Consider the following 25,929-nt stretch of genomic DNA (forward strand, 5'->3'; position numbering starts at 1 on the left):
GCCGCCGGGCCTCAGAGATCCTCGATCACGAGCATGCGGTAGCGCTGCGCGATCGAGAACGGCACGGTGCGCACGTGCTCCATCAGCCGGTTGGCGGTGGCCTCGTTCTTGGTCTTCACCAGCAGTGCCGTATGGCCTTCGCGCGCCAGCTTCGTGTAGGCGCGGACCGTGGCGGCGTCGGTGCCGGCCGAAGGCAGGGGGCTGTCGGCCTCCCGCACGGTCGGCGTGATCTGCTGCAGGACGACCTGGGGCGGGATCAGGTAGATCTCGTCGCCGCTGAAGCCGTCTTCCAGCAGCTGGTGGCCCACGGCGCTGGCGTCCTTGGGATCGGGAAACATCACGATCGTGTGGCCGGTGGGATAGAAGGCGCCGCCGACGGAGGCGGTCATGTGGGGGTCGAGAGTGAAATGCTTCATGTCTCCTCCTCGCGGGGTGGTTGCTTCAGCTTAGGCTGCCCGGCGCGGGATGCATGTAGGCGAAGCCCGGCGGAAGTCGCAGACCGCATACAAATACGCATTTGGCGCACGGAGTGCTTGCGTTTTTAATTACTAGTAGTCACATTTGCAACGATTCGTGAAATTGTGACTAGGCGTTGTGGACGGGGCTGCATAGGATCGAAATGTGCTGATCCAAAAACCTTCCTAACCCCATGTCGCAATTGCGGAATATCGCGCTGACCGTGCAAGAGCTCGAAGAGGGCGAGTTCTATTGGGTGTTGCTGGAAGCGACCGACTACGTCATGGAGGAAGCACTTCCCTACCTGCCCATCGAGGCGGCCATCGATCCGCATGCGAGCTATGCCAACGCCCTGGTGGCGGGCATCGCGGCGATCCGGAAGATGTTCGGCAAGGAGGGGCCGCGCAGCTGAGCGATGCGGCCCCGAACTCTGGAATGACCATGCAGAAACTTGGCGCGGCGATCGCCGCCGGCGGTATCGCGTTGGCTGTCGTGGGATGGTTCTACCGGCCCGCGACCTCGGCCGACTGGGCTGCATGGGTACAGACCGTGGGCGTGCTGCTGGCGATCGTCTGGGCGGCGCGGCTGCAGCTGAGCGGCTCGCGGCAGAGCCTGCTCCAGGCCGGGCAGGTGGCGGCGATGTTCGCGAACAACATGCACTGGGTCTTTCGCGAGCTCAACGATGCCTGCGTGAAGCGCAGCTGGGCCGACTACGCGGTGCACCGGCGCATCCTCGAGGAGATCCTGGCCCAGGGCCGCGAGGTCACCTTGCAACTGCTCGATGGCCGTTCCCTGGCCATGGTGACCAGCCTTCGGACCATCGCGGTGGAAGCGCTGGAGATCACCGCGGCGCATACCGAAAGCGGCAACTGGGTCGTGCTGCAGACCTACTTCGATCGCCGGCTGCCGAGCATCGCGGCCTGGCTGTCGGCGACGGGCAACCCGCCGGAAAGCAGCGGTCCCACCGACTACGCCGGCCTGCGGACCTCCTACGGCCAGCTTGGCTAGGGCGTCGCGCCCTGGGCGAAGCAGGGCGCCAGGGCCGCGTACAGCGCCTTGAAGCGCAGGTGGCGCCGGCGCTGCCAGTGCGCCGTCCCGGCCCCGGGGTCGAATCGCTGCAGCACGCGCGGCTGCCGGCAGACCTCGGATTCGATGCCCCCGTCCGCCAGCCATGCGAGCCGCGCCGCGCCGAGCGCGCCGCCGGCTTCGCCGCCTTCGCACACCGCCAGCGGGACCTCGAGCACGTCGGCGAGCAGCTGGGCCCACCATCCGCTGCGCGCTCCGCCCCCCACCAGCAACAGTTCGCCGGCGGGCGGGGAGAGCGTGTCCAGCCCGTCGCGCAATCCCAGGCTCACGCCTTCGACGACGGCATAGGCGATGTCCGCCGGCCCGTGCGCGTGCGTGAGTCCGAACAGCACGCCCTCTGCGTCCGGGTCGTTGTGCGGCGATCGTTCGCCCGACAGATAGGGCAGGAACAGCGGTGCGTTCAGGCGGCCTTCGGTGTCGAGCGCGGCCGCCGCGGCGAGCAGCGCCGGCGCATCGCCCAGGCCGAAGCAGCGCGCCGCCCAGTCGACCGCGCTGGCGGCCGACAGCATCACCGACATCTGGTGCCAGCGGCCGGGCAGGGCGTGGCAGAAGGCATGCACGCCGGCGGCGGGCTTGGGCTCGAAGCGTTCGCCGCCGATGAAGATGACGCCCGAGGTGCCCAGCGACACGAAACCCTGGCCGGCGCCGACGAGGCCCATGCCGACCGCGCTGGCCGCGTTGTCGCCGCCGCCGCCCGCGATCGGGATGCCGGGCTGCAGCCCCCAGCGCCTGGCCAGCGCGGGCTGCAGCCGACCCGCCACCGCGCTGCCTTCGACCAGCCCGGGCATCTGCTCGCGGCCGAGCCCGCAGGCCGCCAGCAGTTCATCGGACCAGTCGCGCGCGCCGACGTCGAGCCACAGCGTGCCCGAGGCGTCCGACATGTCGCTCGCCAGCACGCCGCCCAGCATGAAGCGCAGCCAGTCCTTCGGCAGCAATACGCACGCGATGCGCGCGAACAGTGCCGGCTCGTGCTCGCGCATCCAGAGCAGCTTGGGCGCCGTGAAGCCCGGCATCGCGAGGTTGCCGGTGATGGCGGCCAGCTGCGGGCACTGCGCCGTCAACTGCCGGCATTGCGGCGCGCTGCGGCCGTCGTTCCAGAGGATGGCCGGGCGCAGCACGGCGCCGTCGGCGTCGATCGCGACGGCGCCGTGCATCTGTCCGGAGAGCCCGATCGCGCGGACCGAGGCGAGCGCATCGGCATGGGTCGCTCGCAGCGAGGCCAGCACGGCCTCCAGCGCGCTCCACCATTGCGCGGGGTCCTGCTCGGACCACAGCGGCGCCGGCCGGCTGACCGTCAGCGGCGAGCGCGCCAGCGCGACGATGCGATGCGCGCGATCGAGCAGCAGCGCCTTCAGCTCCGAGGTTCCGAGGTCCAGCCCGAGGTACACGGCGGTCCTGGTTTCAGGCCAGGCTGCCGAAGCGGCTGTCGCTCTGCCGGCGGAACTCGGTCGGCGTCATGCCCTTGATCTCGAGGAAGCGGCGGTTGAAGTTGGCGACGTTGTTGAAGCCGACCTGATAGCAGATGTCGGTCACGTAGTGGTCGGTCTGCATCAGCAGGTGGCAGGCGCTGTTGATGCGCACGCGGTTGACGAAGTCGGTGAAGCTGTTGCCGGTCGAGCGCTTGAAGAAGCGGCTGAAGCGGCTCTCGCTCATGCCGAGCTCGCTCGCGATGTCGGCCATCGCCACCGGCTCCGCGAGATTGGAGGTGATGCGGTTGACGATGGCGTTGACCTGGTCGACCTCGGTGTCGTCCTCGACGCCCTGCATCTGCACGTTCGACAGCAGGCGGTAGTCGCTGCACCGGGCCAGCTCGGCCAGATAGCCGAGGAAGAGCGCGAAGCGCTGCAGCCCGCGCGCGGCCTTGATCGCGTCCCAGTGCGCCAGTGCGCGCTCCTCGAAGCCGAAGAACTCGATGCCGTGGCGGGCCCGGCCGAGCAGCTGCAGCGCCTCGCGCAGCTCGGGAATCTCGGCGGCGGCGCGCTCGATCGGATCGTGGCGGAACTGGATCACGCGGTCGCGGCCGGTGGCGCCGCCAGCCGGGACGTCGAGCGAGATCCAGTTGTGCGGCAGGCGCGGGCCGCACAGCACCAGGTGCCCCGGGTGGAAGGGTCCGATCCAGTCGCCGATGAAGGCCCGGCCCGAGGTCTCGGTGATCAGGTGGAGCTCGTATTCCTCGTGGAAATGCCAACGCACCAGCGGGCTCGGGAAGCCGTGCGCGAGGCAGCGCACCAGGCCCGCATCCTCGGGCGCTTCATAGCCCAGCGAGGGCGAGCGCGTGATCTCGCGCTCGAGCTCGGGTTTTCGATCGCGGGGCAGATGGCGTTGGCGCGTCGATGTCATGCGGCGGTCCTTTCCCCTGAACCTTCTTCAGCTCATGACGTTACCACCGTCGACGTTGAGCGTCTGCGCCGTGATGTAGCGCGCCTCGTCGCTGGCCAGGAACACGGCGGCGCCGGCGATGTCGCCCGGCGTGCCCATGCGGCCCAGCGGAACCTCGAGCCCGACCTGGCGCTTTTTCTCGCCCGGCTGCAGGCCCTGGTGGCGCGCGAACAGGGCGTCGACCTGGCCCCACATCGGCGTGTCGACCACGCCCGGCGCGATCGCGTTGACCCGGATGCCGTGCGGCGCCATGGCCAGCGCGGCGCTCTGCGTGTAGCTGATCACCGCCGCCTTGGTGGCGCAGTAGTGCGACACCAGCGCTTCGCCGCGGCGGCCGGCCTGCGACGCCATGTTGACGACCGAGCCGCCCGCGACCTTGGCGTCCACCATGTGCTGCAGCACGCGCTGCATGACGAAGAACATGCCCTTGACGTTGACCGCGAACAGCCGGTCGAAGGAAGCCTCGTCGCTCTCGAGCAGCGGCGCCATGTCGAACACCGCGGCGTTGTTGACCAGCGTGTGGATGTCGCCGTGCGCCGCCTTGGCGGCGAAGAGCATGCCGCCCACCGACGCGGCATCGCTGACGTCGGCCGTCACGTAGGCCACCGTCGCGGGGTGCCGGCGCCGAAGCAGTGCCACATCGCCGGGCGGATCCGCCGGCCGGTCGGCCAGCGTGCAGCGCGCGCCTTCGGCCAGGCAGGCCTCGGCGATCGCCAGTCCGATGCCGCCGCCGCCGCCGGTGATCAGTACGTGGCGCTGTGCGAGTCGGCCGGTCATGTCTGTGCTCCTTCGATGAACTGACGGACCCGGGCGCTCGCACCGCGCAGCGCGTCGAGCAGCCGCGCCGCCCCGGCGACGTCGCCCCACAACCCGCGGTCGGCGCCCAGCGCCGCGACCGGATCGGCCGCCGCGCAGATCGCATGCGCGGCCGGCTCGTCCATGCCCTGGTCCTGGTAGGCGTAGGGCAGCGTGCCCAGATGCCAGCGTTGCAGGAAGGCCAGGAACAGGGCCGGCAGCAGCGCGACGCTGTCGATGCTTTCGCCGCGCGCGAGCCGCTCGCGCACGGTCGGGGCGATGAAGCCCGGGATCTTCGAGAAGCCGTCCATCGCCACGCGCTGGTTGGTGTCGCGGATCGCCGGATTGCCGAAGCGCTCGAGCACCACGTCGCGGTAGGCGGGCAGGTCCACCGGGCTTGGCTGCCCCGGGCGGTCCAGGCAGGGGATGACGTCGTCGGTGACGTAGTCGAAGGCCATGCGCCGGATCGCCGTGCGCTGCGTGCCTTCATGGATGTACTGCAGCCCGGCCAGGGTGCCGGCCCAGGCGATGCAGCTGTGGCTGGCGTTGAGGATGCGGATCTTCGCCTCCTCGTAGGGCGCGACCGAATCGACCAGCTGCACGCCGACCTTCTCCCACTCGGGCCGGCCGTTCGCGAAGTCGTCCTCGATCACCCACTGGATGAAGCTTTCGCCGGTCACCGGGGCGGCGTCGTCCCAGCCGGTGGCGTCGCGCACCCGCTGCCGCAGTTCGGGCGGCGGGCGGGGCGTGATGCGGTCGACCATCGCATTCGGGCAGCGCGTGTTCTGGCGCACCCAGTCCGCCATGTCGCGATCGCCGGCCTGCTCGATGAATTCGAGCAGCCCCCGGCCGAAGCGCTGGCCGTTGTGGCGCAGGTTGTCGCAGTTGAGCAGCGTCACCGGGCCCCCGGCGGCGGCGCGGCGGGCGCGCAGGATCGCCGTGACCGCGCCATAGATCGTGGCGCCGGCGACGCCCCGGCGCGCCCGATCGAGGTCGCTCGCGAGTTCGGCGGCGCCGACGTCGAGCCGGTCGTGCGGGTCGAGGTAGTAGCCGGCCTCGGTCACGGTGAAGGAGATGATCCGGGTGCGCCTGTCGGCACCGCGGGCGACCACCGCGGCCAGGCTCGGCTCGTAGCGCAGCACCTCGCGGATCGCCTCGATGCGCTGGTAGCGACAGGCGCCCGCCGGCGACACCGTCTCGAGCGTGTAGCGGCCGCCTTGTGCGCGCAGGGCGCTTTCGACCTCGGCCATGTCGGGCCGCAGGTTGGCGCCGAGGATCGACCAGCGCGTGTCGCCGCCATCGATCAGCTGCTGCAGGTACGCCGCCTGGTGTGCGCGGTGGAAGGAGCCGAGCCCGAGGTGCAGCACCACGAAGTCGGAAGGGGCGGGGGATGTCATGGCACTGGTCTGTTCAGGCGGATACCGTGCGGCCTTCGCGATTGAAGAAATGCAGCACGCTGGGGTCGAGTTCGATGCTCACCGCATCGCCGGCCTGCAGTTCGGTGCGCTCGTTCTGCCGCGCCACCAGCGGCACGCCGCCGACGTCGATATGGATCAGCGTGTCGGCGCCGAGCGCCTCGATGAGTTCGACGCGCGCCGGCGCGCCCAGGCCCTGGCCCGGGTGCACGCGCAGCGCCTCGGGACGCACGCCGAGAAAGCCGTCGGCCGGCAGCCGGCCGCCGGTCTGCGCCGAGAAGCTCGGTATCGCCTTGGCCTCGACCATGTTCATCGACGGCATGCCGATGAACTGGGCCACGAACTGGTTGGCCGGCCGGTCGTAGAGCTCCATCGGCGTGCCGACCTGCTCGATCAGGCCGTCGCGCAGCACCACCACGCGGTCGGCCAGCGTCATGGCCTCGACCTGGTCGTGCGTGACGTAGATGCTGGTGGCGCCGAGTGCGCGGTGCAGCTTGTGGATCTCGACCCGCGTGTTGCCGCGCAGCGCCGCGTCGAGGTTGGACAGCGGTTCGTCGAACAGGAACACCTTGGGCGCCCGCACGATCGCGCGGCCGATCGCCACCCGCTGCCGCTGGCCGCCCGAGAGCTCCTTCGGCGTGCGCGCCAGGTACTGCGTGAGGTTGAGCGTCTTCGCGGCATGCTCGACCTTGGTCTTGATGACGTCCTTCGAGACCTTCGCGAGCTTGAGCGCGAAAGACATGTTGTCGTACACGCTCATGTGCGGATAGAGCGCGTAGCTCTGGAACACCATCGCCAGGTCGCGCTTGCCCGAGGGCGTGCTCGTGATGTCCTTGCCGTCGAGCGAGAGCCGGCCGCTGGTGATCGGCTCGAGCCCGGCGATCAGCCGCAGCAGGGTCGACTTGCCGCAGCCCGAGGGCCCGACGAAGACGATGAACTCGCCCTTTGCGATCTCGAGGTTCACGCCCTTGATGATGTGTGCTTCGCCGAAGCTCTTGCGGATGTCGTCGAGCTGGAGGTAGGCCATGGGATGTGCTCCTGTGCGTTTACTTGACGGCGCCGAAGGTCAGGCCCTGGACCAGCTGCTTCTGGCTGAACCAGCCGAACACCACGATCGGCGCGATGGCCATCAGCGAGGCGGCCGAGAGCTTGGCCCAGAACAGGCCCTCGGGGCTCGAGTAGGAGGCGATCAGCGTCGCCAGCGTGCCGGCCTTGGCCGAACTCAGGTTGAGTGCCCAGAAGGCCTCGTTCCAGCTCAGCACCAGGCACAGCAGGCCGGTGGAGGCGAGGCCGCCGACCGACAGCGGCAGCACCACGTGGCGGAACTCGGTCCACAGGCTGGCGCCGTCCATGCGCGCGGCCTCGAGGATCTCGGGCGGGATGTCCTTGTAGCTCGAATAGAGCATCCAGACCATGATCGGCAGGTTCGACAGCGTGAACACCACGGTCAGCGCGGTGCGCGTGTCGAGCAGCCCGGCGGTCTGCGCCAGCACGTAGATCGGCACCAGCGCGCCGACCGCCGGCATCATCTTGGTCGACAGCATCCACATCAGGATGTCACGCGTGCGCCGGGTCCGGAAGAAGGCCATCGAGTACGCCGCCGGCGCCGCGATCAGGAGGCCGATCACGGTCGAACCCACGCTCGTGATGAGCGAGTTGCGCGCGAACAGCAGGTAGTCGCTGCGCCGCTGCACCTCGGCGAAGTTCTCCAGCGTCGGCGTGAAGATGAACAGCGGCGGCACGTGGATCGCCTGCAGCTCGGTCTTGAAGGCTGTCAGCACCAGCCAGCCCAGCGGGAAGAACAGCAGCAGCGTGACGGCCCACGCGCACACCGTGCGCAGCGCCAGGAACAGGGGGTGGTCGGTTTGCATGCCGTGCTCCTCAGTCCAGGTTCTTGCCGATGATGCGGATCAGGAAGGCCGCCACGATGTTGGCCATGATCACGGCGAACAGCGCGCCCGCCGACGCCACGCCGACGTCGAAGTTCATCAGCGACTGCTTGAAGATCAGGTAGGTGAGGTTGGTGCTCTCGTTGCCCGGGCCGCCGTTGGTCGTGATCGCGATCTCGGCGAACACCGACAGCAGGAAGATCATCTCGATCATGATCACCACCGCCATCGGCCGGCCCAGGTGCGGCAGCGTGAGATAGCCGAAGCGCTGCACCGCGCTGGCGCCGTCCATGCGCGCCGCCTCCATCTGCTCGCGGTCCAGCGACTGCAGCGAGGTGATGAAGATCAGGCAGGCGAAGGGCAGCCACTGCCAGGCCACCATGATGATGATCGAGAACAGCGGCAGGTCGGTCAGCCAGTCGACCGGCTCGGCCCCGAAGGCGCGCCAGAGGTCGGCCAGCACGCCGTAGATCGGGTTCATCATCATGTGCTTCCAGAGCAGCGCGTTCACCGTCGGCATGACGAAGAAGGGCGAGATCAGGAGCACGCGCACGATGCCGCGTCCGGGAAAGGGCTCGTTGACCAGCAGCGCCAGCCCCACGCCGAGCACCACCGTGATGACGATCACGCTGCCGATCAGCACCAGCGTGTTCCACACCGCCGGCCAGAAGTCAGGGTCGGTGACGAAGTAGTGGAAGTTGTCCAGCCCGGCGAAGGTGCGCTCGCCCGGCTGCATCAGGTTGTAGTTGACGAACGAAAAATAGATCGTCATCAACAGCGGCACGAGCATCCAGAGGACGAGCGTGAGCACGGCCGGCGCCATCAGCGCGCGGGGCAGCAGTCGGTTCATGGCGCGGTCCGGCTATTTTTGTTCTCGGCGCCGTGCCGCTACTTGTAATAGCCCGCCTTCTTCATCTCGCGCTCGGCCGCGGTCTGCGAGGTCTTCAAGGCCTGGTCGACCGTGACCTTGCCCGACAGCGCCGCGCTCATCTGCTGGCCGACCGCCACGCCGATCGCCTGGAACTCCGGAATCGCCGCGTACTGCACGCCGACGTAGGGCGACTTCGGCAGCGTGCTGTCGCTGGCGTTGGCGGTGTCGATGGCCTTCTTCTCGGCTTCGGCGAAGCGGGCCGCCTTCATGAACTCGGGCGAGGCGTACGTCGACTTGCGGGTGCCGGTCGGCACCGCGCCCCAGCCCGCTTCCTTGGCCACCAGCTGGACGTAGTCCTTGGAGGTCGCCCACTTGACGAAGGTCTGCGCCGCGTCGACCTTCTGCGAGCCGGCCGGGATCGCCAGCGCCCAGGCCCACAGCCAGTTGGCGCCCTTCGGGGTCACGGCGGTCGGGGCCTGCGCGAAGGCCACCTTGTCGGCCACCTTCGACTGCTTCGGATCGCTCACGAACGAGGCCGCGATGGTGGCGTCGACCCACATGCCGCACTTGCCTTCGTTGAACAGCGCCAGGTTCTCGTTGAAGCTGTTGGCCGAGGCGCCCGGCGGGCCGTAGGCCTTCATGAGGTCGACATAGAAGCCGATCGCGTCACGCCAGGGCTTGCTGTCGATCTGCGGCTTCCAGGCCATGTCGAACCACTGGCCGCCGTTGGTGTTGACCATCGTGGTCAGCAGCGCCATGTTGTCGCCCCAGCCCGGCTTGCCGCGCAGGCACATGCCGTACACGCCGGCCTTCGGGTCGTGGATCTTGCCGGCCAGTTCCTTCACCTGGACCCAGGTCGGCTGGTCGGGCATCTTGAAGCCCACCTTGTCGGCCAGGTCCTTGCGGTACATGAGCATCGAGCTCTCGCCGTAGAAGGGCGAGGCGTAGAGCTTGCCGTCGGCCGAGAGGCCGTTGCGCATCGCCGGCAACAGGTCGTCGACGTCGTAGGCGGCGTCGGTCGCGATCGGCAGCAGCCAGCCCTTCTTGGCCCAGATCGGCGTCTCGTACATGCCGATCGTCATGACGTCGAACTGGCCGCCCTTGGTCGCGATGTCGGTGGTCACGCGCTGGCGCAGCGTGCCTTCCTCGAGCGTGACCCACTTGAGCTTGATGTCCGGATGCGCCTGCTCGAAGAACTTGCCGAGCTTCTGCATCTCGATCATGTGGCCGTTGTTGACGGTCGCGATCACCAGTTCGGTGGCGGCATGGACCCAGCCCGCACCGGCCATCGCGAGCACCACGCCCGCCTTTAGAAAACGCTTCATGAGATGTCTCCTTGTGATCGACGATTCGGGTCGCCGTGCGCCGATTGTGGAGACGAGAATTTCCGGGTTTGGTACTTCCTATGCTGGTTTCGATACTTCGTTGCACGCAACGGTCGGTGTCATCCCTAGTCTCGGCAATTGAGGATGTGCCGACCCGGGCGGGGGCTCAGGCGGCCTGCGGCAGCGGAGCCCGGCCGCCGAGGCGGCTGCTCCAGGCCGCAACGGCCAGGGCGCCCAGCGTGATCGCCGCGCCGGCCCACGGCAGGCCGGCCAGCGGCGCACCCGCCGCCAGCATGCCGCTGCCGATCCAGGCGCCGGCGGCGTTGCCGAGATTGAATGCGCCCTGGTTCAGGGTCGACGCGAGGTTCGGGGCCGCGCTCGCGTGCTGCACGATCAGCGTCTGCAGCAGGGGCACCAGCGCGAACGAGAGCGTGGTCCACAGCAGCATCAGCAGCACCGTGGGGGCCTTCAGCGGCAGCGCGAAGTGCAGCAGCGCCAGCACCATCGCGTTGAGCCCCAGCACCACCAGCATCGACGGCACCAGCCGCTGGTCGCCCAGGCGACCGCCCACGGTGCTGCCGATCGTCAGGCCGACGCCCAGCAGCAGCAGGATCGGCGCCACCGCCGCATTCGAGAAACCGCTGACCTGCGTCAGCAGCGGCGCGATGAAGGTGAAGACGCAGAACAGGCTGGCCGAGGTCAGCGCGCTGGTGGCCAGCGCCAGCAGCACCCGCCGGTCGGCCAGCACCGTGAACTCGCGCAGGATGTTGCCCTTCTGCATCTCGATCTGCCGCGGCAGCAGGGCGACCAGCGCGGCGACCGCAGCCAGCGCGATGCCGACGATCGCGGCGAAGGTCATGCGCCAGCCGAAGTGCTCGCCGATGATCCGGCCCATCGGCACGCCCAGCACATTGGCCAGCGTCAGGCCGGTGAACATCAGTGCGATCGCCTGCGACCTGCGGTTGGGCGGCACCAGTCCGGCCGCCACCACCGAGCCGATGCCGAAGAAGGTGCCGTGGGCCAGCGCCGTGATCACCCGGGCCGCCATCAGCAGCCCGTAGCTGGGCGCCAGCGCGCACAGCAGGTTGCCGACGACGAACAGCGAGGCCAGCGCGATCAGCGTCGCCTTGCGCGGCAGCCGCGCGGTCGCCACCGCGAACACGGGCGCGCCTACCACCACGCCCATTGCATAGCCGGTGACCAGCAGGCCGGCCTGCGACAGCGTGACGCCGAGGTCGAGCGCCATGTCGGGCAAGAGCCCCATGACCACGAATTCGCTGGTGCCGATGGCGAAGGCGGCGGCGGCGAGGGCGAGCAGGGCCACTGGCATGCGGGACGGGGAGGGGTTCGAAGCGGTCATCGGTGATTCATAGGGTTAACCCGAATTATCCCGGAGGACCGCCGGGCCCGTGAGCTTGCGGGCCTTCCCCGGGGCGGCATAGAGCGAATGGCGCATGGATTCGGGCCATGGATCGGCCCAGACTGGCGGCCGGACGGAGTTCCGGAAAGGACGCACCATGGCGAAGAACATCGTCTTTTGTGCCGACGGCACCTGGAAAGGCCTGGGCCAGGGGGATGGCGAGACGCCGCAGGCCGACGCCACCAACGTGCTGCGCCTGTTCGCCGCGCTGGCCGGCGCGGTGACGCCCGATTCGATGCGCAAGCAGGACGAGCAGGAAAAGGTCGAAACCGATGCGGGCGGCGCGGTCGTCCAGGTGGCGAAGTACCTGCATGGCGTGGGCGATTCGGGCAATGCGATCCGGAAGATCCTGGGCGGCGTCTTCGGCGAGGGCTTCATCGAGCGCATCGTCCGTGGCTATACCTTCGTTTCCCGGCACTTCGAGCCGGGCGATCGCATCTTCCTCACAGGCTTCAGTCGCGGCGCCTACACGGTCCGCGCCCTGGGCGGCATGGTCGCGGCGATGGGGCTGCTGCCCAGGGAGGCGATGCAGGCCAAGGACGGCAGCCACGACGCCGAACGGGCCTATGCGCTCGGCATCCATGTCTGGGCCGCCTACCGGCGCAAGGCGGGCAAGCACAGCACGCTGCTGGGCTACCTGGAGGAATTCAAGGCCAGCCCGATCGACCCGGCGCGGCTGGTGCAGGGCGTCGGCATCGAGGCCATCGGCGTCTGGGACACGGTCGGCTCGCTGGGGGTGCCGCTCTACAACCCGGCCGACGCGAAGAAGATCGACGTCTTCGAATTCGCCGACCGGGCCTTGTCGCCGAAGGTTCGCAGCGGCTTCCATGCGATCGCGATCGACGAACAGCGAGGCGACTTCGAGCCGACCTTGTGGGACGCCCGCGAGGGCATCCATCAGCGCTGGTTCTGCGGCTCGCACTCGGACGTCGGCGGCGGCTACCCGACACAGGATCTGTCGGGCTTCCCGCTGGACTGGATGATCGGGCACCTGCGCAACGGCGGGGTGGCGATCTCGCCCCGGTACCAGGCGGCCGGGGTCGTGGACTTCGGGCCGGTCCATGCACCGCACGAGAAACCGCCTTTCGACCTGCTGCCGCATGGCCCGAGGCGGATCCCGCAGGGCGCCTTGTTCCATCCGAGCGTGCAGCTCTACCTGGATGGGTTCGCGGCCTATCAGTCCGCGGGGCTGGCGGCCTTGCTGACCGGGCGGCGGCTGGATCAGGCGCTGCTGCAGGCTTAGCGATCCGCGGCCGTATTTTCAGGTGCGCGCGGGCTTGGAGAAGAGAAGTGCGCCGGGCAAGGTCTCGAAGTGAGCATCGCAGGTGAGCAGGTCGGCGCCTTGCTGCCTGGCGGTGGCGTAGACGATCGCATCGGCGGTGGCCAGTTTGTGATGGCGATGCAGATCGGCGGCCAACAGTGCGATGCCTGTGTCGAGTGGAACGACCCGGCATTTTTGCGTATAGGCAATGACCTGGTCGGCCTTCTCCTCGCCCATTTCGCGCAGCATCCATTTGGACAGTTCGAGTTGCACGATGGTGGGGACGACGCAGCGCGTGCGGTCGGGGAAATCCGCACCCAGTCGTTTGCCAAGTGCACTACCCGTCAGCCACTCGATCCAGGCCGAGGTGTCGACGACGCGCAGAGCCGCTGCCATCAGTAGCGGTCCTTGCGGTCGCGATATCCCACGGGGTCCGCGCCCCTGGCGATGCCAGCCAGTTCCTTCAGTTCAGGCACCGGCATCACCAGCACGCCCTTTCCTTTGGGAATGAAGACGAACTCCTGGCCAGCTTTCCAGTGCTGCTCCTCCCTGACTTGCTTCGGAATGGAGATCTGGAACTTGCTGGACAAGGTGGCGGTGGCAGGCATTTCGTACTCTTATCTTATCGATCGACAATACGTAAGAATAGCTGTTCTCTCGGAGAGTTGCAGGGATGCGAGGGCGGGACACCCCACGCGCACTTGCTTGAATCAGGAGCCGGCTCCCGCAGCGCCTATGCTATGCGGTCAAGAACAAGGCCGTTCCCCGGCCGCTGCCGCGAGACGACCCTTCCCCCCATGCACCCGACCGGAACCCTGCGCGGCATCGCTGCGATGCTCTTGGCTTGCGCCTTTTTCGCCAGCATGGACGCGCTGCTCAAGACCCTGGCCGGGCACTACCCGCCGGTGCAGGTGATGGCGCTGCGCGGTCTCACGGCCTTGCCCCTGGTGTGCCTGTACATCGCCTGGCGGCGCGAGGCTGCCGGCGTCTTCAATCGCCGGCTGCGCTGGCGCCTGCACCTGCTGCGCACCGCGCTGAACATGACGATGCTCGTGCTGTTCGTCTATGGCCTCAAGTCCCTGGGCCTGGCCGAGGCGTACACGCTCAGCTTCATCGCGCCGCTGCTGATGGTGCTCATTGCCGTGCCGATGCTGGGCGAGTCGGTCCAGCCGCGGCACTGGATCGCCATCGGACTGGGCTTCGCCGGTGTCGTGATCGCACTGCGGCCCGAGCAGGGGGCCTTCCTCTCGATGGGCGCGCTGGCGGTGCTCGTGGCCGCCGTCTGCTATGCGCTGTCGAACATGCTGGGCCGGCTCATCAGCCGCACTGAATCGAGCGCCGCCCTGGTCTTCTGGACGACCGCAGGCATGGCGCTCGGCGGCAGCCTGTTGTCGGCGCCGCAATGGGTGCCGATCCAGGCCCAGCACACGTGGGTGCTCGCGGGTCTGGCCATCAGCGGCTTTCTGGGCCAGATGGCGATCGCCGAGGCCTTCCGCCACGGCCAGGCCGCCGCCATCGCCCCCTTCGAATACAGCGCTCTCGCCTGGGCGCTGGTGCTGGACTGGCTGTTCTGGCAGGCCGCGCCCGATGCATGGACGCTGGGTGGCGGAGCGCTGATCATCGCGAGCGGGCTGTGGCTGGCGCGCAGCGAAGCGCCAAGGTCCGCACGGCAGAAGCGGCAGGCCGCGTGAACCGCTGCCGGCATCGCCAAGGGCGACAGCGCGTACGAGTAGGATTCATGCATGGAATCTGCTGATGCCGCGAACTTCGACGAGTCGTACTACGCGCGCTACTATTTCGACCAGAAGACCAAGGTAGCCGACCCGCAGCATGTCGAGCGCCTGGGCGCCTTCGTGAGTTCCTACCTGAAGTACCTGCGCGTCCCCGTGCGTCGCGTGCTGGACGTCGGTTGCGGTGTCGGGCTGTGGCGCGACATCGTCGCCCGTCACTTTCCGCAGGCGAGATATCAAGGCGTCGAGGTCAGCGAATACCTGTGCGGTCGCTACGGCTGGGAGCGTGGCTCGGTCGTGGACTACCAGGCCCGGGAGCCGTTCGACTTCGTCATCTGCCAGGGCGTTCTGGCCTATCTGAGTCCGGTCGACCTCAAGCGCGCCCTGCGCAACCTCGGGACGCTGAGCCATGGCGCGCTCTACGTCGAGGCCGTGACCCTCGAGGACTACGAGAACGACATCGTCGACGAGGAGCTCACGGACCCGCTGCTTTTCCGGCACCGGGCGGAGATGTACCGGCGGGGCCTGTCGAGGAAGTTCCAGGGCCTGGGCGGCGGCTTGTGGCTCAGCCGACGCGCCGATGTTCCGCTGTTCTCGCTGGAATGCGCGCAGGAGTAGCCGGTCACTCGGCGGCGGCCGCTCGACGGCGGCCTTGAATTCCCCTACGCTTTCGAACCTCCAGGGCCAGTCCACCGCAGCGGCACGACGCCGCCTGGCAGCGCCCGCCATTTTTCCTTGAAGGGCACGCTCGATGAATCTCCAACTCACAGGCAAGCTGGCGCTGGTGTCCGGCAGCACGGCAGGCATCGGATTCGCCATCGCGCAGGCCCTGGCAGCGGAGGGTGCACGCGTCATCGTCAACGGGCGATCGCAGAAGTCGGTGGACGCCTCGGTCGCTCAGATCAAGGCGGCGGAAGGCGGCGAGGTCATCGGCTTCGCCGGTGACCTGAGCACGGCCGCCGCTGCGCAGGCCCTGGTGGCGAAGTACCCGGACATCGAGATCCTGGTCAACAACCTCGGCATCTTCGAACCCAAGCCGTTCGAAGAGATTCCGGACGAAGACTGGACGCGCTTCTTCGATGTGAATGTCCTGAGCGGCGTCCGCCTGGCGCGCCTGGTATTGCCCGCGATGAGGCGCGCCAACTGGGGGCGCATCATCTTCATTTCGAGCGAGAGCGCGGTCCAGATTCCCTCGGAGATGATCCACTACGGCATGACGAAGACGGCGCAGCTGGCGGTCTCCCGCGGCCTGGCCGAGGCCGTCGCCGGCTCCGGAATCACGGTCAACAGCGTTCTTCCGGGTCCGACCCGGTCGCGCGGCGTCGGCGAATTCGTGGAGGCGCTCGCCAAGGCTGATGGCAAGTCCTTCGAGGCCTATGAGCAGGAGTTCTTCGAGAAGGTGCGACCGACCTCCCTCATCAAGAGGTTCGAGACGCCGGAGGAGATCGCTTCCATGGTGGCCTACATTGCAAGCCCGCTTTCATCGGGGACCACGGGGGCGGCGCTTCGGGTGGACGGCGGCTGCACGAAAAGCGCGTTCTAGGCTTCAGCCCTCGTTCCCCTGCGGCAGCAGTACGCCCCGCTGCGCCTCCACCGTCTCGCGCAGGAAATCCCACACCGCCTTCATGCGCGCCAGGTGCCGCGTCTCGGCCGGCACCGACATCCAGAAGGTGCGCGTGAAGTTGGCCTCGGCCGGCAGCACGCGGCGCAGCGACTTGTCGCGCTCGGCGATGAAGGCCGGCAGCACCGCGATGCCCGCGCCCGCCGCCGTGGCCTGGTGCTGGGCCAGGATGCTGGTGCTGCGCAGCGCGAACGAATCGGGCTTGTAGAGCTCGTCGAGGTATTGCAGTTCCTTGCTGAACAGCAGGTCGTCGACATAGCTCACGAAGGTATGGCCCCGCAGGTCCTCGCGCGTGCGGATCGGGTCGTGCTTCGCCAGGTACTGCCTCGACGCGTAGAGGCGCAGCACGTAGTCGCTGAGCTTGGCCACGACCACCGGCCCGCGGGCCGGCCGTTCGAGCGAGATCACGATGTCGGCCTCGCGCCGCGACAGGTGCACCAGCCGCGGCATGGCGAGCAGGTCGATCACCAGCTTGGGGTGCGCCTGCGCGAACAGCGCCAGCTGCGGCGCCAGCACCACGGTGCCGAAGCCCTCGGTGGCGCCGATCCGCACCAGGCCCGACAGGCCCTCCTGCGAGGCCGGCGCCGAACGCTCGACCGTGCGGAAGGCGGCCTCCATCGCCTCGACCTGCGGCTGCAGCCTGCGGCCGGCTTCGGTCAGGCGATGGCCGTCGGCCTCGCGCGAGAAGAGGGCGCCGCCGACCTGCTTCTCGAGCGCCTGGATGCGCCGCGCCACCGTCGTGTGGTCGACCGCCAGCCGCCGGGCCGCGCCGACCAGCGTGCCGGTGCGCGAGAGTTCGAGGAAGAAGCGCAGGTTGTCCCAGTCCATGATCTGCAATTATGCAGATCAAAGGTGCATATTTGTCTATTGCCATGGCAAAAGTGCAAAGCTAGCATCGGCCGCTGCAGACCCCCATTCAAGGAGACAAGTTCACATGGACGCCACCACCACGCCCGCGACCCAGGTCGCCACCGTCAAGCTGCTCATCGGCGGCAAGTTCGTCGAGTCGAAGACCACTGAGTGGCGAGACATCGTCAATCCGGCCACGCAGCAGGTGCTGGCCAAGGTGCCGTTCGCGACGCCGGCCGAGATCGACGCCGCGGTCGCTTCCGCCAAGGAAGCCTTCCAGACCTGGCGCAAGACCCCGATCGGCGCGCGCGCCCGGATCTTCCTCAAGTACCAGCAGCTGATCCGCGAGAACATGGGCGAGCTGGCCGCGATCCTCACGGCCGAACAGGGCAAGACCCTGCCCGATGCCGAGGGCGACGTGTTCCGCGGCCTCGAGGTGGTCGAGCATGCGGCCGCCATCGGCAACCTGCAGCTCGGCGAGATGGCCAACAACGTGGCCAACGGCGTCGACACCTACACGCTGATGCAGCCGCTGGGCGTCTGCGCCGGCATCACCCCCTTCAACTTCCCGGCGATGATCCCGCTGTGGATGTTCCCGATGGCGATCGTCACCGGCAACACCTTCGTGCTGAAGCCCTCCGAGCAGGACCCGATGGTCACGATGCGCCTGTGCGAACTGGCCCTCGAGGCCGGCATCCCGGCCGGCGTGCTCAACGTGGTGCATGGCGGCGAGGCGGTGGTCAACGCGATCTGCGACCACAAGGACATCAAGGCGATCTCCTTCGTCGGCTCGACCAAGGTCGGCACCCACGTCTACAACCGCGCCACGCTGGCCGGCAAGCGCGTGCAATGCATGATGGGCGCGAAGAACCACGCGATCGTGATGCCCGACGCCAACAAGGAGCAGACGCTCAACGCGCTGGCCGGCGCGAGCTTCGGTGCGGCGGGGCAGCGCTGCATGGCGGTGTCGGTGGCGGTGCTGGTCGGCGATGCGCAGAAGTGGGTGCCCGACCTGGTCGAGAAGGCCAAGACGCTGAAGATCGGCGCCGGCACGGACAAGGGTGTCGACGTCGGCCCGCTGGTGTCCTGCGCGGCCTACGACCGCGTCAACGGCCTGATCGAACGCGGCGTGGCCGACGGCGCGACCCTGGCGCTCGATGGCCGCAAGCCCAGCGTGCCCGGCTACGAGAAGGGCAACTTCGTCGGCCCGACGGTGTTCGCCGACGTCAAGCCCGGCATGACGATCTACGAGCAGGAAATCTTCGGCCCGGTGCTTTGCCTGGCCAACGCCGAGAGCATCGACGAGGCGATCGAGATGATCAACGCCAACCCGAACGGCAACGGCACCGCGATCTTCACGCAGTCGGGCGCGGCGGCGCGCCGCTTCCAGGAAGACATCGACGTCGGCCAGGTCGGCATCAACGTGCCGATCCCGGTGCCGGTGCCGATGTTCTCGTTCACCGGCTCGCGCGCTTCGAAGCTCGGCGACCTGGGGCCGTACGGCAAGCAGGTGATCCTGTTCTACACGCAGACCAAGACGGTGACCTCGCGCTGGTTCGACGACAGCACCGTTTCGCACGGCGTCAACACGACCATCAGCCTCAAGTAAGCTCGTCCGCATGGACTTCGAGCTGACCGAGGAGCAGCGCGCCTTTGCCCAGACGGCGCGCGACTTTGCCCTGAACGAATTCGCGCCACACGCGGCGCGCTGGGACACCGAGGCGATCTTCCCGAAGGAAGCCATCGCCAGGGCCGGCGAGCTCGGCTTCTGCGGCCTCTATGCGCCCGAGAGCATCGACGGCCTGGGGCTGCCTCGCCTCGATGCGACGCTGGTGTTCGAGGAGATGGCCGCGGTCGATCCCTCGACCACGGCCTTCATCACGATCCACAACATGGCGACCTGGATGCTTGGCACCTGGGGCGGCCCGGCGGTGCGCCAGCGCTGGGGCGCGGACCTGACCAGCGGACGCAAGCTGGCCTCGTACTGCCTGACCGAGCCCGGCGCCGGCTCGGACGCCGCATCGCTCAAGACCCGTGCCGAACTGCAGGGCAACGAGTACGTGATCAATGGCGGCAAGGCCTTCATCTCGGGCGCCGGTTCCACCGACGTGCTGGTGCTGATGGCGCGCACCGGCGGCGGCGGCGCGGGCGGCATCTCGGCGCTGGCGGTGCCGGCCGAAGCGCCCGGCATCCGCTACGGCAAGAAGGAGCACAAGATGGGCTGGAACAGCCAGCCCACGCGCACCATCGACTTCGACGACGTGCGGGTGCCGGCCGAGAACCTGCTGGGCAGCGAAGGCGAGGGCTTCCGCATCGCCATGAAGGGGCTCGACGGCGGCCGCATCAACATCGCGACCTGCTCGGTCGGCGCGGCGCAGGGCGCACTCGACGCGGCCCGGCGCTACCTGCACGAGCGCCAGCAGTTCGGCAAGCCGCTGGCCAGCTTCCAGGCGCTGCAGTTCAAGCTGGCCGACATGGCGACCGAGCTGGTGGCGGCGCGGCAGATGGTGCGGCTGGCCGCGAGCAAGCTCGATGCCGGCCATGCCGATGCGAGCACCTATTGCGCGATGGCCAAGCGCTTCGCGACCGATGCCGGCTTCAATGTCTGCAACGATGCGCTGCAGCTGCACGGCGGCTACGGCTACCTGAGCGAATTCCCGCTGGAGCGGCTGGTGCGCGATGCGCGCGTGCACCAGATCCTCGAAGGCACCAATGAAATCATGCGCGTGATCGTCGCGCGCAAACTCCTCGAAGGCGATACCGACATCCGATGACCGACTCCGTAGTTCTCTTCAATGAAATCAAGGCCGCCAACGGCAAGCGCTTCGGCGTTGCCACGCTCAATGCGCCGGCCTCGCTCAATTCGCTGTCGGTCGCGATGGTGCGGCTGCTGACGCCGAAGCTGCGCGAGTGGGCCGAGGACGCGGGCATCGTCGGCGTGCTGCTCGATGCCGCGGGCGAGAAGTCGTTCTGCGCCGGCGGCGACCTGCGCCAGCTCTACCAGACCCTGCTCGAATGCGGTCCGGAACGCAATGAATACGCCGAGCGTTTCTTCGCCGAGGAGTACGAACTCGACCACCTGATCCACACCTTCCCGAAGCCCTTCCTGTGCTGGGGCCACGGCATCGTGATGGGGGGCGGCGTCGGACTCATGTCGGGTGCCTCGCACCGCGTGGTCACGGCGCAGAGCCGGGTGGCGATGCCCGAGATCAACATCGGCCTCTACCCGGACGTCGGCGGCAGCTGGTTCCTGCGCCGCATGCCGGGCCGCGTGGGCCTGTTCCTGGCGCTCACGGCCGCGCCGTTGAATGCGGCGGACGCGATCTTCTGCGGCCTGGCCGACCTGCTGGTGCCGCACGAGAAGAAGACGCAGGTGCTCGAGTCGATCGCCTCGGCACCCTGGCAGGCCGAGCCGCAGGCCGACCGCGCCACCTTGTCGCGGGTGCTGGCGCAGGCGGGCGAGGGCGCCGCGCTGCCGCCCTCGAAACTGCGCGAGCACTTCGACACGATCAATGCGCTGATGGCCGGCGACGACCTGCTCGACATCGCCGGGCGGCTGCGCCAGCTGCACAGCGAAGACCCGTGGCTGCAGACCGCCGCGAAGACCTTCGGCAAGGGCGCGCCGAGTTCGGCCGCCCTGAGCTTCGCGCTCTGGCAGCGCGTGCACCGCATGTCGCTGGCCGAGGTGTTCAGGCTCGAATACTGGGCCTCGCTGGGCTTTTGCGCCCACAAGGATTTCGCCGAAGGCATCCGCGCGCTGCTGATCGACAAGGACCGCAATCCGGCCTGGAAGCCGGCGACGCTCGAGGAGATCACGCCGGCCTTCATCGAAGACCACCTGCGCCCGCGCGGCGAGATGGCACCCGAACTGGCGTCGCTCGCCTGAGCGCGCTGCAACGCATTCACGCAAGAACGGAGACACACGACATGAAGATCGCTTTCATCGGCCTCGGCAACATGGGCGGCCCGATGGCCCTCAACCTGCAGAAGGCCGGCCACACGCTGAGTGCCTTCGATCTCTCGGCCGAGGCCTGCAGGAAGTTCGCCGCCGAGGGCCTGGCGGTCGCCGCATCGGCCGCAGCCGCGGTGGAGGGGGCCGAGGTCGTGATCAGCATGCTGCCGGCCAGCGCGCACGTCGAGGGCCTCTACCTCGGCGGCGACGGGCTGCTCCAGAAGATTCCCGCCGGCGCGCTGGTGATCGACAGCAGCACCATCGCGGCCGCGACCTCGCGCAAGCTCGCCGAGGCCGGCGCTGCGCGCGGCGTGGCGGTGATCGACGCCCCGGTGTCGGGCGGCACCGGCGGCGCGATCGCGGGCACGCTGACCTTCATGGTCGGCGGCTCCGAGGCCGACCTCGAGCGCGCCCGCCCGGTGCTCGAGAAGATGGGCGCGAACATCTTCCACGCCGGCGCCGCGGGTGCCGGCCAGACCGTCAAGATCTGCAACAACATGCTGCTCGGCATCCTCATGATCGGCACCTCGGAGGCGATCGCGCTGGGTGTCGCCAACGGGCTCGATCCGAAGGTGCTGTCCGAGATCATGCGGCGCTCTTCGGGCGGCAACTGGGCGCTCGAGAAGTACAACCCGCTGCCCGGCGTGATGGAGAACGCGCCGGCCTCCAAGGGCTACGCGGGCGGCTTCGGCACCGACCTGATGCTCAAGGACCTGGGCCTGGCACAGGAGAACGCGGCCGCGGTGCGGGCCTCGACGCCGCTCGGCGGGCTGGCGCGCAACCTGTATGCGGCGCACAGCCTCGGCGGCCACGGGGCGCTCGATTTCTCCAGCGTGATCAAGCTGGTGCAGGCCAGGGCGGCCTGAGAGAGCCCCCACGCTCCCGCACTGCGTGTGGTCGCTGCCCCCCGAGGGGGCCGCAGTCCGCCTTGGGGCGGCCCGGCGGCGGCCTGAGCCGGCCGGCATCGCGCTCGCCGGTCAGCTTCAGTCAGGTGCCCAGCGTCGGGTTGCGTCGGGCCAGGTCGCGCCGGCGGTCTTCCCGCACCGCGTCGCAGCGCGGATGCCGGGCATAGGCGGCCTGGTCGCAATGCGCGGCCTCGCAACGCGCGGCGGCGAAGAAATTCAGGTGCTGGCAGCCCTGGCGCGGGTCGAGGGCCGCGCTGCGCGGCACCGTGGGCGAGGGCGCGGCCGGCGTCCGGCGCGCGAGCGGCGCCGCCGGTGCCGGATGCGGCACCAGTGGCGGTGCGATGTCTTCGCGCGGCACCGAGGGGGCGACTGCAGCGACCTCGGCTTCGCCGGCCGCCAGCGACGAGCCGAGCGGGACCGGCGCCGGAGGCCCGGGTTCTGCCGGCGCCTGCCGCGGCTGTGGCTGCGCGACGGCAACCGGCGCTGCGACCTGGGCGCGCGCGGGCACCTTGCGGGTCACGTAGCCGAACCAGCCGCCGAAGCCGATCGCGACCGCCAGCATGATCGCGCCGAGCCCGATCCAGAATCCGCGTGGCGCGTTCTGGGATGCGAGGCTCGAAGGGTCGCGCGCGGGCAGCGCGCCGGCGGCCGGGCGCTTCAGCCGCATGATGTCCAGCACCGAGGGGCCGGTGGCCGCGAAGCCGGGAAGCTTGCGCGCGCAGCCATGACAGAACTTCGCGGCATCGCGATTTTCGGTTTGGCAGACGGGGCAAATCACCGGCATGAAGGCTCCTCGGGCTCAAAATGCAAGTCTGTACTTTCCATCCTCCGCAGCGCGGTGTCTGCCAGTCGCCGCCTACTTCCGGCGGCCCGCTTCCGGCACGCCCGCGACCTCGATCCTCACGCTGGATTCTCGCCATGAATCGACCCCGACTCTCCCTGCTCTCGATCGGCCTCGCGCTGGGCCTCTCGGCCCCGGTGCTCGCCGAAACCCTCAAGAAGCCCGAGCTCGACCGCCTTGCCGCGGCCCAGCAGGCGGCGCCGTCGCCGAGCTTCAGGGCCTTTCTCGCGCAGGTCGCCAAGGCAGACCCGAAGCTCAAGCCGGCCATTGCGGCCTATGAACAGAAACGGCCGCTGGCGGGCGACGACCTGACCCAGATCGCGCGTCTGCTCGGTCTCTACAACCGGCTGCACAACCAGAAAGCCGTGCTCTCGTCGATCGAGGCGATGGTGGCGATCCCGACTGTGCGCGACGACAAGGTGCCGCCGCACGAGAGTCCGCCGATCATCGAGTTCGGCCGCCTGGTCGAGAAGATGGCCAGGGATTTCGGGCTTCAATACCGCAATGTCGACAACCGGATCTTCGAAGTCAAGCTGCCCGGACGCGGCACCGAGGAATTCGGCATCCTGACCCACGCCGACGTGGTGCCGGTGGTGGCCGACGAGTGGGTGCTCGACGACGGCACGCGGCTCGACCCCTTCAAGATGACGCGCGTCGGCGACACCCTGTACGGACGCGGCACCATCGACGACAAGGGATCGATCGCCGCGGTGCTGTACGCGATGAAGGCCGTGAAGGAGAGCGGCCTGCCGCTGGCCCGCACCATCCGGCTGATGATCGAGACCACCGAGGAAACCGGCGGCGACGGCATGAAGTACTACCGGGCCAAGACGCCGCTGCCCGAGTACAACATCGTGCTCGACAGCAAGTACCCGGCAGTGGTCGCCGAGAAGGGGTCGGGCGCGCTGAAGGTCTTCTTCCCGGTGGAAGCGGCCGACGGCAGCAGCGCGGTTCGCACCGCGATCACCGCGATGGCCGGGGCCTCGGCCGCCAATGCCGTGCCGCAGACCGCGACCGCCACGCTGAAGGGCGGCGACCTGGCGCAGGTCGCCGCCCGGCTCGAATTCGTCAAGGGTCCCTTCATCCGCAAGTACGAGGGCCAGGGCGGCAAGTTCGGCATCGACATCGTGAAGGGCGCCGACAGCATCGAGGTCAAGGTCACGGGCGTGTCGGCGCACGGTTCGCGGCCCGAGGAGGGCATCAATCCGCTGCCGCGGCTGGCGCTCTTCCTGCAGGAGTCCGGCGTGGTGACGGCGGGCAATCACTACACCAAGGCGGTGCGCTACCTGGTCGACCTTTATGGCACCGGCTACCTCGGCGAGAAGCTGGGCGTCGGCTACCAGGACGATTTCATGGGGCCGTTGACGATGTCGCCCAACCTGATCCGCGAAAAGGACGGCAAGCTCGAAGTGACGGCCAACGTGCGCATGCCGCGTGGCAACACGCCGGAAAAGCTGACCGCCGCCATCAAGGAAAAGGTCGACGACTGGGCCGTGGCGAGCCAGGCCCGGATCGAGATCGACTACCAGCAGGGCGACTGGATGGCGCGCGACCCGAAGGGCGCCTGGCTGGCGACCCTGCTCAACATCTTCGGCGACACCACCGGCCTCGAAGCCAAGCCGGTGCCGACCGCGGGCAGCACCACCGCCAAGCTGATGCCGAACGCGATCAACTTCGGCCCGGCCATGCCCGGCAAGAAATACACGGCGCACAACGCCAAGGAATACAAGGAACTCGCCGACCTCGACGCCGACATGCAGATGTTCACCGAGATGCTGGTTCGGATCGGCAACCTGAAGACGATGCAGTAGCAGGGCCTTCAGGCGCGCTCAGATCTCGCGCCCGAGCCCCTGCGCCCGCAGCACGCTCTTGAGCCGGCGCACCTCGTGCTCGAGATCGAGGATCAGTGCCGCTGCCTCGAGCCCGACGCCGAAGTCGCGCTCGAGCCGTCGGGCCTCGAGTGCGCATTGCAGGTCGCTGCCATGGAAGCGCCAGTCGTCCGGCCCTTGGGCCGGGGTTCGCGATTCGATGATGCCGACCTCGACCAGCTGGACCACCCAGTCGATCTGGGCGCCGCAGGCATGCGCGAGTTCGCTGGCGGCCAGGGGGTGGGAGGCGCTCAGGGTGGTGGTCGTGATGGACACGGAGGAAGTCATGGTCGTCACACTCCGAGATGGCGGCGCGGATCGAAGGGCGCCGCCTGTGCGAGCTGCTCGTAGGCCTGGCGCGCGGCGTCGGTGTCGGCCGGCGGCAGGGCGATCTCCAGCAGCAGGTAGAGGTTGCCGGGGGGCTTGCCGGGCAGGCCGCGCTCCTTGAGGCGCAGCTTGAGGCCGTTGCGCGCGTTGCGCGGCACCGTGACCTCGACCACGCCGCCGCCCGGCGTCGGCACCTTGACCTGGGCGCCGAGCGCGCCTTCGGTCGGCGTGATCGGCAAGGTCATGTAGAGGTCGCGGTCCTCGACCCGGTACAGCTTGTGCGGCGCGATGCGCACTTCGAGGTACAGGTCGCCGGCCGGCTCGCCGCCATGGCCCGGCATGCCCTGGCCCGCGAGCCGGATGTACTGGCCCGGATGCACGCCGGGCGGGATCTTCACGGCGAGCGTGCGGGTCTTGAATTCGGGCCGGCCGTCGGCCGCGAGCTCCTGCGAGCGCAGCGTGATCTCGCGCTCGGCGCCGTTGAGCGCGTCCTCGAGCGCGATCTCGATCGCCGCGTGATGGTCTTCGCCGCGGGCGCGGTAGTTGCGCCGCTCGGCCTCGCGGCGTTCGGCGGCACCGAACACCGACGAGAAGAACTCGCTGAAGTCCGCGTGGTCGGCCGGTCCCTGGTTCGGGCCGCGGTGGAACTCGAAGCCTTCGTCCCAGTTCGGCGGCGGCTTGAATCCGCCGTCCGGACTTCCGCCGCGCGCCACGTGGTCGGCCAGCTGGTCGTAGGCGGCGCGCTTGTCCTTGTCGCGCAGCACGTCGTTGGCCTCGTTGACCTCGCGCATGCGCTGGTCGGCGTCGGGTTCCTTGCTGACGTCGGGGTGGTATTTGCGCGCCAGCTTGCGGTAGGCCTTGCGGACCTCGTCCTCCGAGGCACCGCGTTCGAGGCCCAGCGTCTTGTAGTAGTCCTTGAAGTCCATGGTGGTCCGTGAA

Annotated in this window: 27 protein-coding genes; 11 read left to right on the plus strand and 16 right to left on the minus strand. The window is 68.6% G+C overall.

The genetic code is table 11. The features are described from left to right. Positions 1–11 precede the first annotated feature (11 nt). Positions 12–416, minus strand: coding sequence for a hypothetical protein (locus QTI45_RS03580; protein WP_286367379.1), 405 nt, complete (start codon positions 414–416; stop codon positions 12–14). A 233-nt stretch (positions 417–649) separates the two neighbouring features. Here QTI45_RS03580 and QTI45_RS03585 point away from each other — a divergent pair, with 233 nt between their 5' ends. Together QTI45_RS03585 and QTI45_RS03590 are read left to right on the plus strand one after the other, a co-directional pair. Then, positions 650–868 (plus strand): hypothetical protein, encoded by a 219-nt coding sequence (locus tag QTI45_RS03585; RefSeq protein WP_286653513.1) that lies wholly within the window; start codon positions 650–652, stop codon positions 866–868. Between the two features lie 29 nt (positions 869–897). Beyond that, on the plus strand, positions 898–1,464 hold the full coding sequence (locus QTI45_RS03590) for a hypothetical protein (protein ID WP_286653514.1): 567 nt from the start codon (positions 898–900) through the stop codon (positions 1,462–1,464). On the opposite strand, the gene xylB is transcribed toward QTI45_RS03590, so the two are convergent. The 9 genes from xylB to QTI45_RS03635 form a co-directional block, all read right to left on the minus strand. After that, the gene (xylB, locus tag QTI45_RS03595) at positions 1,461–2,930 is read right to left on the minus strand and encodes a xylulokinase (protein ID WP_286653515.1); all 1,470 of its coding nucleotides are present in this window, start codon (positions 2,928–2,930) and stop codon (positions 1,461–1,463) included. The genes QTI45_RS03590 and xylB overlap by 4 nt on opposite strands. A 13-nt stretch (positions 2,931–2,943) precedes the next feature. Then, positions 2,944–3,882 carry an AraC family transcriptional regulator gene (locus QTI45_RS03600; RefSeq protein WP_286367383.1) on the minus strand — a complete coding sequence of 313 codons (939 nt, stop codon included), beginning with the start codon at positions 3,880–3,882 and terminating at the stop codon, positions 2,944–2,946. Positions 3,883–3,909: 27 nt separating this feature from the next. Beyond that, complete coding sequence (locus QTI45_RS03605; protein ID WP_286653516.1) at positions 3,910–4,698, minus strand: L-iditol 2-dehydrogenase; 789 nt, start codon at positions 4,696–4,698, stop codon at positions 3,910–3,912. After that, positions 4,695–6,113, minus strand: a complete 1,419-nt coding sequence (gene dalD, locus QTI45_RS03610; protein WP_286653517.1) for a D-arabinitol 4-dehydrogenase — start codon at positions 6,111–6,113, stop codon at positions 4,695–4,697. The genes QTI45_RS03605 and dalD overlap by 4 nt, the downstream gene beginning before the upstream one ends. Before the next feature lie 13 nt (positions 6,114–6,126). Next, complete coding sequence (locus tag QTI45_RS03615) at positions 6,127–7,158, minus strand: ABC transporter ATP-binding protein (protein ID WP_286653518.1); 1,032 nt, start codon at positions 7,156–7,158, stop codon at positions 6,127–6,129. A 19-nt stretch (positions 7,159–7,177) separates the two neighbouring features. After that, positions 7,178–8,002, minus strand: coding sequence for a carbohydrate ABC transporter permease (locus QTI45_RS03620; protein ID WP_286367387.1), 825 nt, complete (start codon positions 8,000–8,002; stop codon positions 7,178–7,180). Positions 8,003–8,012: 10 nt separating this feature from the next. After that, a complete protein-coding gene (locus QTI45_RS03625; protein WP_286367388.1) occupies positions 8,013–8,870 on the minus strand; it encodes a carbohydrate ABC transporter permease in 858 nt (285 codons plus the stop codon). Between the two features lie 38 nt (positions 8,871–8,908). Next, positions 8,909–10,216 (minus strand): ABC transporter substrate-binding protein, encoded by a 1,308-nt coding sequence (locus QTI45_RS03630; protein ID WP_286367389.1) that lies wholly within the window; start codon positions 10,214–10,216, stop codon positions 8,909–8,911. 166 nt (positions 10,217–10,382) lie between these two features. Beyond that, positions 10,383–11,546 carry an MFS transporter gene (locus tag QTI45_RS03635; protein ID WP_286367697.1) on the minus strand — a complete coding sequence of 388 codons (1,164 nt, stop codon included), beginning with the start codon at positions 11,544–11,546 and terminating at the stop codon, positions 10,383–10,385. 187 nt (positions 11,547–11,733) lie between these two features. Between QTI45_RS03635 and QTI45_RS03640 the strand changes: the two genes are divergently transcribed. Further along, entirely contained in the window at positions 11,734–12,879 is a 1,146-nt protein-coding gene (locus QTI45_RS03640; protein WP_286653519.1) for a T6SS phospholipase effector Tle1-like catalytic domain-containing protein, read from the plus strand. 18 nt (positions 12,880–12,897) lie between these two features. Here the strand turns inward: QTI45_RS03640 and QTI45_RS03645 are convergent, their stop codons facing one another. Together QTI45_RS03645 and QTI45_RS03650 are read right to left on the minus strand one after the other, a co-directional pair. After that, complete coding sequence (locus QTI45_RS03645; RefSeq protein ID WP_286653520.1) at positions 12,898–13,293, minus strand: type II toxin-antitoxin system VapC family toxin; 396 nt, start codon at positions 13,291–13,293, stop codon at positions 12,898–12,900. Continuing rightward, a complete protein-coding gene (locus tag QTI45_RS03650; protein WP_286367392.1) occupies positions 13,293–13,505 on the minus strand; it encodes an AbrB/MazE/SpoVT family DNA-binding domain-containing protein in 213 nt (70 codons plus the stop codon). Before QTI45_RS03650 ends, QTI45_RS03645 begins: the two co-directional genes overlap by 1 nt. Positions 13,506–13,694: 189 nt before the next feature. Here QTI45_RS03650 and QTI45_RS03655 point away from each other — a divergent pair, with 189 nt between their 5' ends. The 3 genes from QTI45_RS03655 (at position 13,695) to QTI45_RS03665 (ending at position 16,170) form a co-directional block, all read left to right on the plus strand. Beyond that, positions 13,695–14,588, plus strand: coding sequence for a DMT family transporter (locus QTI45_RS03655; protein ID WP_286367393.1), 894 nt, complete (start codon positions 13,695–13,697; stop codon positions 14,586–14,588). 51 nt (positions 14,589–14,639) lie between these two features. After that, positions 14,640–15,245 carry a class I SAM-dependent methyltransferase gene (locus QTI45_RS03660; protein ID WP_286653521.1) on the plus strand — a complete coding sequence of 202 codons (606 nt, stop codon included), beginning with the start codon at positions 14,640–14,642 and terminating at the stop codon, positions 15,243–15,245. Positions 15,246–15,378: 133 nt separating this feature from the next. Continuing rightward, on the plus strand, positions 15,379–16,170 hold the full coding sequence (locus tag QTI45_RS03665) for an SDR family NAD(P)-dependent oxidoreductase (protein WP_286653522.1): 792 nt from the start codon (positions 15,379–15,381) through the stop codon (positions 16,168–16,170). Positions 16,171–16,173: 3 nt separating this feature from the next. Here QTI45_RS03665 and QTI45_RS03670 read toward each other — a convergent pair whose 3' ends face one another. After that, positions 16,174–17,076: a LysR family transcriptional regulator gene (locus tag QTI45_RS03670; protein ID WP_286367396.1), complete on the minus strand. Its 903-nt coding sequence runs from the start codon at positions 17,074–17,076 to the stop codon at positions 16,174–16,176. A gap of 106 nt (positions 17,077–17,182) precedes the next feature. On the opposite strand from QTI45_RS03670, the gene QTI45_RS03675 reads away from it, so the two are divergent. The 4 genes from QTI45_RS03675 to mmsB are packed head-to-tail and all read left to right on the plus strand — an operon-like array spanning position 17,183 to position 21,915. Next, positions 17,183–18,706: a CoA-acylating methylmalonate-semialdehyde dehydrogenase gene (locus tag QTI45_RS03675; protein ID WP_286367397.1), complete on the plus strand. Its 1,524-nt coding sequence runs from the start codon at positions 17,183–17,185 to the stop codon at positions 18,704–18,706. 10 nt (positions 18,707–18,716) lie between these two features. After that, positions 18,717–19,871 (plus strand): acyl-CoA dehydrogenase family protein, encoded by a 1,155-nt coding sequence (locus tag QTI45_RS03680; RefSeq protein WP_286653523.1) that lies wholly within the window; start codon positions 18,717–18,719, stop codon positions 19,869–19,871. After that, a complete protein-coding gene (locus QTI45_RS03685; protein WP_286653524.1) occupies positions 19,868–20,983 on the plus strand; it encodes an enoyl-CoA hydratase/isomerase family protein in 1,116 nt (371 codons plus the stop codon). Before QTI45_RS03680 ends, QTI45_RS03685 begins: the two co-directional genes overlap by 4 nt. Before the next feature lie 41 nt (positions 20,984–21,024). Next, complete coding sequence (gene mmsB / locus QTI45_RS03690; RefSeq protein ID WP_286653525.1) at positions 21,025–21,915, plus strand: 3-hydroxyisobutyrate dehydrogenase; 891 nt, start codon at positions 21,025–21,027, stop codon at positions 21,913–21,915. A gap of 121 nt (positions 21,916–22,036) precedes the next feature. Here the strand turns inward: mmsB and QTI45_RS03695 are convergent, their stop codons facing one another. Further along, a complete protein-coding gene (locus QTI45_RS03695) occupies positions 22,037–22,738 on the minus strand; it encodes a hypothetical protein (RefSeq protein ID WP_286653526.1) in 702 nt (233 codons plus the stop codon). A gap of 134 nt (positions 22,739–22,872) precedes the next feature. On the opposite strand from QTI45_RS03695, the gene QTI45_RS03700 reads away from it, so the two are divergent. Further along, positions 22,873–24,606, plus strand: coding sequence for a dipeptidase (locus tag QTI45_RS03700; protein ID WP_286653527.1), 1,734 nt, complete (start codon positions 22,873–22,875; stop codon positions 24,604–24,606). Between the two features lie 18 nt (positions 24,607–24,624). Here the strand turns inward: QTI45_RS03700 and QTI45_RS03705 are convergent, their stop codons facing one another. Continuing rightward, positions 24,625–24,951: a chaperone modulator CbpM gene (locus QTI45_RS03705; protein ID WP_286367403.1), complete on the minus strand. Its 327-nt coding sequence runs from the start codon at positions 24,949–24,951 to the stop codon at positions 24,625–24,627. A 5-nt stretch (positions 24,952–24,956) separates the two neighbouring features. Continuing rightward, on the minus strand, positions 24,957–25,916 hold the full coding sequence (locus tag QTI45_RS03710; protein ID WP_286653528.1) for a DnaJ C-terminal domain-containing protein: 960 nt from the start codon (positions 25,914–25,916) through the stop codon (positions 24,957–24,959). Positions 25,917–25,929 lie beyond the last annotated feature (13 nt).

The organism is Variovorax saccharolyticus, assembly GCF_030316765.1.
Classification (GTDB): Bacteria; Pseudomonadota; Gammaproteobacteria; order Burkholderiales; family Burkholderiaceae_C; genus Variovorax; species Variovorax saccharolyticus.

Coding starts and splice junctions, on each gene's coding strand:
- QTI45_RS03580 (WP_286367379.1), bottom strand. CDS start 416: ATGAAGCATTTCACTCTCGACCCCCACATGACCGCCTCCGTCGGCGGC.
- QTI45_RS03585 (WP_286653513.1), top strand. CDS start 650: ATGTCGCAATTGCGGAATATCGCGCTGACCGTGCAAGAGCTCGAAGAG.
- QTI45_RS03590 (WP_286653514.1), top strand. CDS start 898: ATGCAGAAACTTGGCGCGGCGATCGCCGCCGGCGGTATCGCGTTGGCT.
- QTI45_RS03600 (WP_286367383.1), bottom strand. CDS start 3,882: ATGACATCGACGCGCCAACGCCATCTGCCCCGCGATCGAAAACCCGAG.
- QTI45_RS03605 (WP_286653516.1), bottom strand. CDS start 4,698: ATGACCGGCCGACTCGCACAGCGCCACGTACTGATCACCGGCGGCGGC.
- dalD (WP_286653517.1), bottom strand. CDS start 6,113: ATGACATCCCCCGCCCCTTCCGACTTCGTGGTGCTGCACCTCGGGCTC.
- QTI45_RS03615 (WP_286653518.1), bottom strand. CDS start 7,158: ATGGCCTACCTCCAGCTCGACGACATCCGCAAGAGCTTCGGCGAAGCA.
- QTI45_RS03620 (WP_286367387.1), bottom strand. CDS start 8,002: ATGCAAACCGACCACCCCCTGTTCCTGGCGCTGCGCACGGTGTGCGCG.
- QTI45_RS03625 (WP_286367388.1), bottom strand. CDS start 8,870: ATGAACCGACTGCTGCCCCGCGCGCTGATGGCGCCGGCCGTGCTCACG.
- QTI45_RS03630 (WP_286367389.1), bottom strand. CDS start 10,216: ATGAAGCGTTTTCTAAAGGCGGGCGTGGTGCTCGCGATGGCCGGTGCG.
- QTI45_RS03635 (WP_286367697.1), bottom strand. CDS start 11,546: ATGCCAGTGGCCCTGCTCGCCCTCGCCGCCGCCGCCTTCGCCATCGGC.
- QTI45_RS03640 (WP_286653519.1), top strand. CDS start 11,734: ATGGCGAAGAACATCGTCTTTTGTGCCGACGGCACCTGGAAAGGCCTG.
- QTI45_RS03645 (WP_286653520.1), bottom strand. CDS start 13,293: ATGGCAGCGGCTCTGCGCGTCGTCGACACCTCGGCCTGGATCGAGTGG.
- QTI45_RS03650 (WP_286367392.1), bottom strand. CDS start 13,505: ATGCCTGCCACCGCCACCTTGTCCAGCAAGTTCCAGATCTCCATTCCG.
- QTI45_RS03655 (WP_286367393.1), top strand. CDS start 13,695: ATGCACCCGACCGGAACCCTGCGCGGCATCGCTGCGATGCTCTTGGCT.
- QTI45_RS03660 (WP_286653521.1), top strand. CDS start 14,640: ATGGAATCTGCTGATGCCGCGAACTTCGACGAGTCGTACTACGCGCGC.
- QTI45_RS03665 (WP_286653522.1), top strand. CDS start 15,379: ATGAATCTCCAACTCACAGGCAAGCTGGCGCTGGTGTCCGGCAGCACG.
- QTI45_RS03670 (WP_286367396.1), bottom strand. CDS start 17,076: ATGGACTGGGACAACCTGCGCTTCTTCCTCGAACTCTCGCGCACCGGC.
- QTI45_RS03675 (WP_286367397.1), top strand. CDS start 17,183: ATGGACGCCACCACCACGCCCGCGACCCAGGTCGCCACCGTCAAGCTG.
- QTI45_RS03680 (WP_286653523.1), top strand. CDS start 18,717: ATGGACTTCGAGCTGACCGAGGAGCAGCGCGCCTTTGCCCAGACGGCG.
- QTI45_RS03685 (WP_286653524.1), top strand. CDS start 19,868: ATGACCGACTCCGTAGTTCTCTTCAATGAAATCAAGGCCGCCAACGGC.
- mmsB (WP_286653525.1), top strand. CDS start 21,025: ATGAAGATCGCTTTCATCGGCCTCGGCAACATGGGCGGCCCGATGGCC.
- QTI45_RS03695 (WP_286653526.1), bottom strand. CDS start 22,738: ATGCCGGTGATTTGCCCCGTCTGCCAAACCGAAAATCGCGATGCCGCG.
- QTI45_RS03700 (WP_286653527.1), top strand. CDS start 22,873: ATGAATCGACCCCGACTCTCCCTGCTCTCGATCGGCCTCGCGCTGGGC.
- QTI45_RS03705 (WP_286367403.1), bottom strand. CDS start 24,951: ATGACTTCCTCCGTGTCCATCACGACCACCACCCTGAGCGCCTCCCAC.
- QTI45_RS03710 (WP_286653528.1), bottom strand. CDS start 25,916: ATGGACTTCAAGGACTACTACAAGACGCTGGGCCTCGAACGCGGTGCC.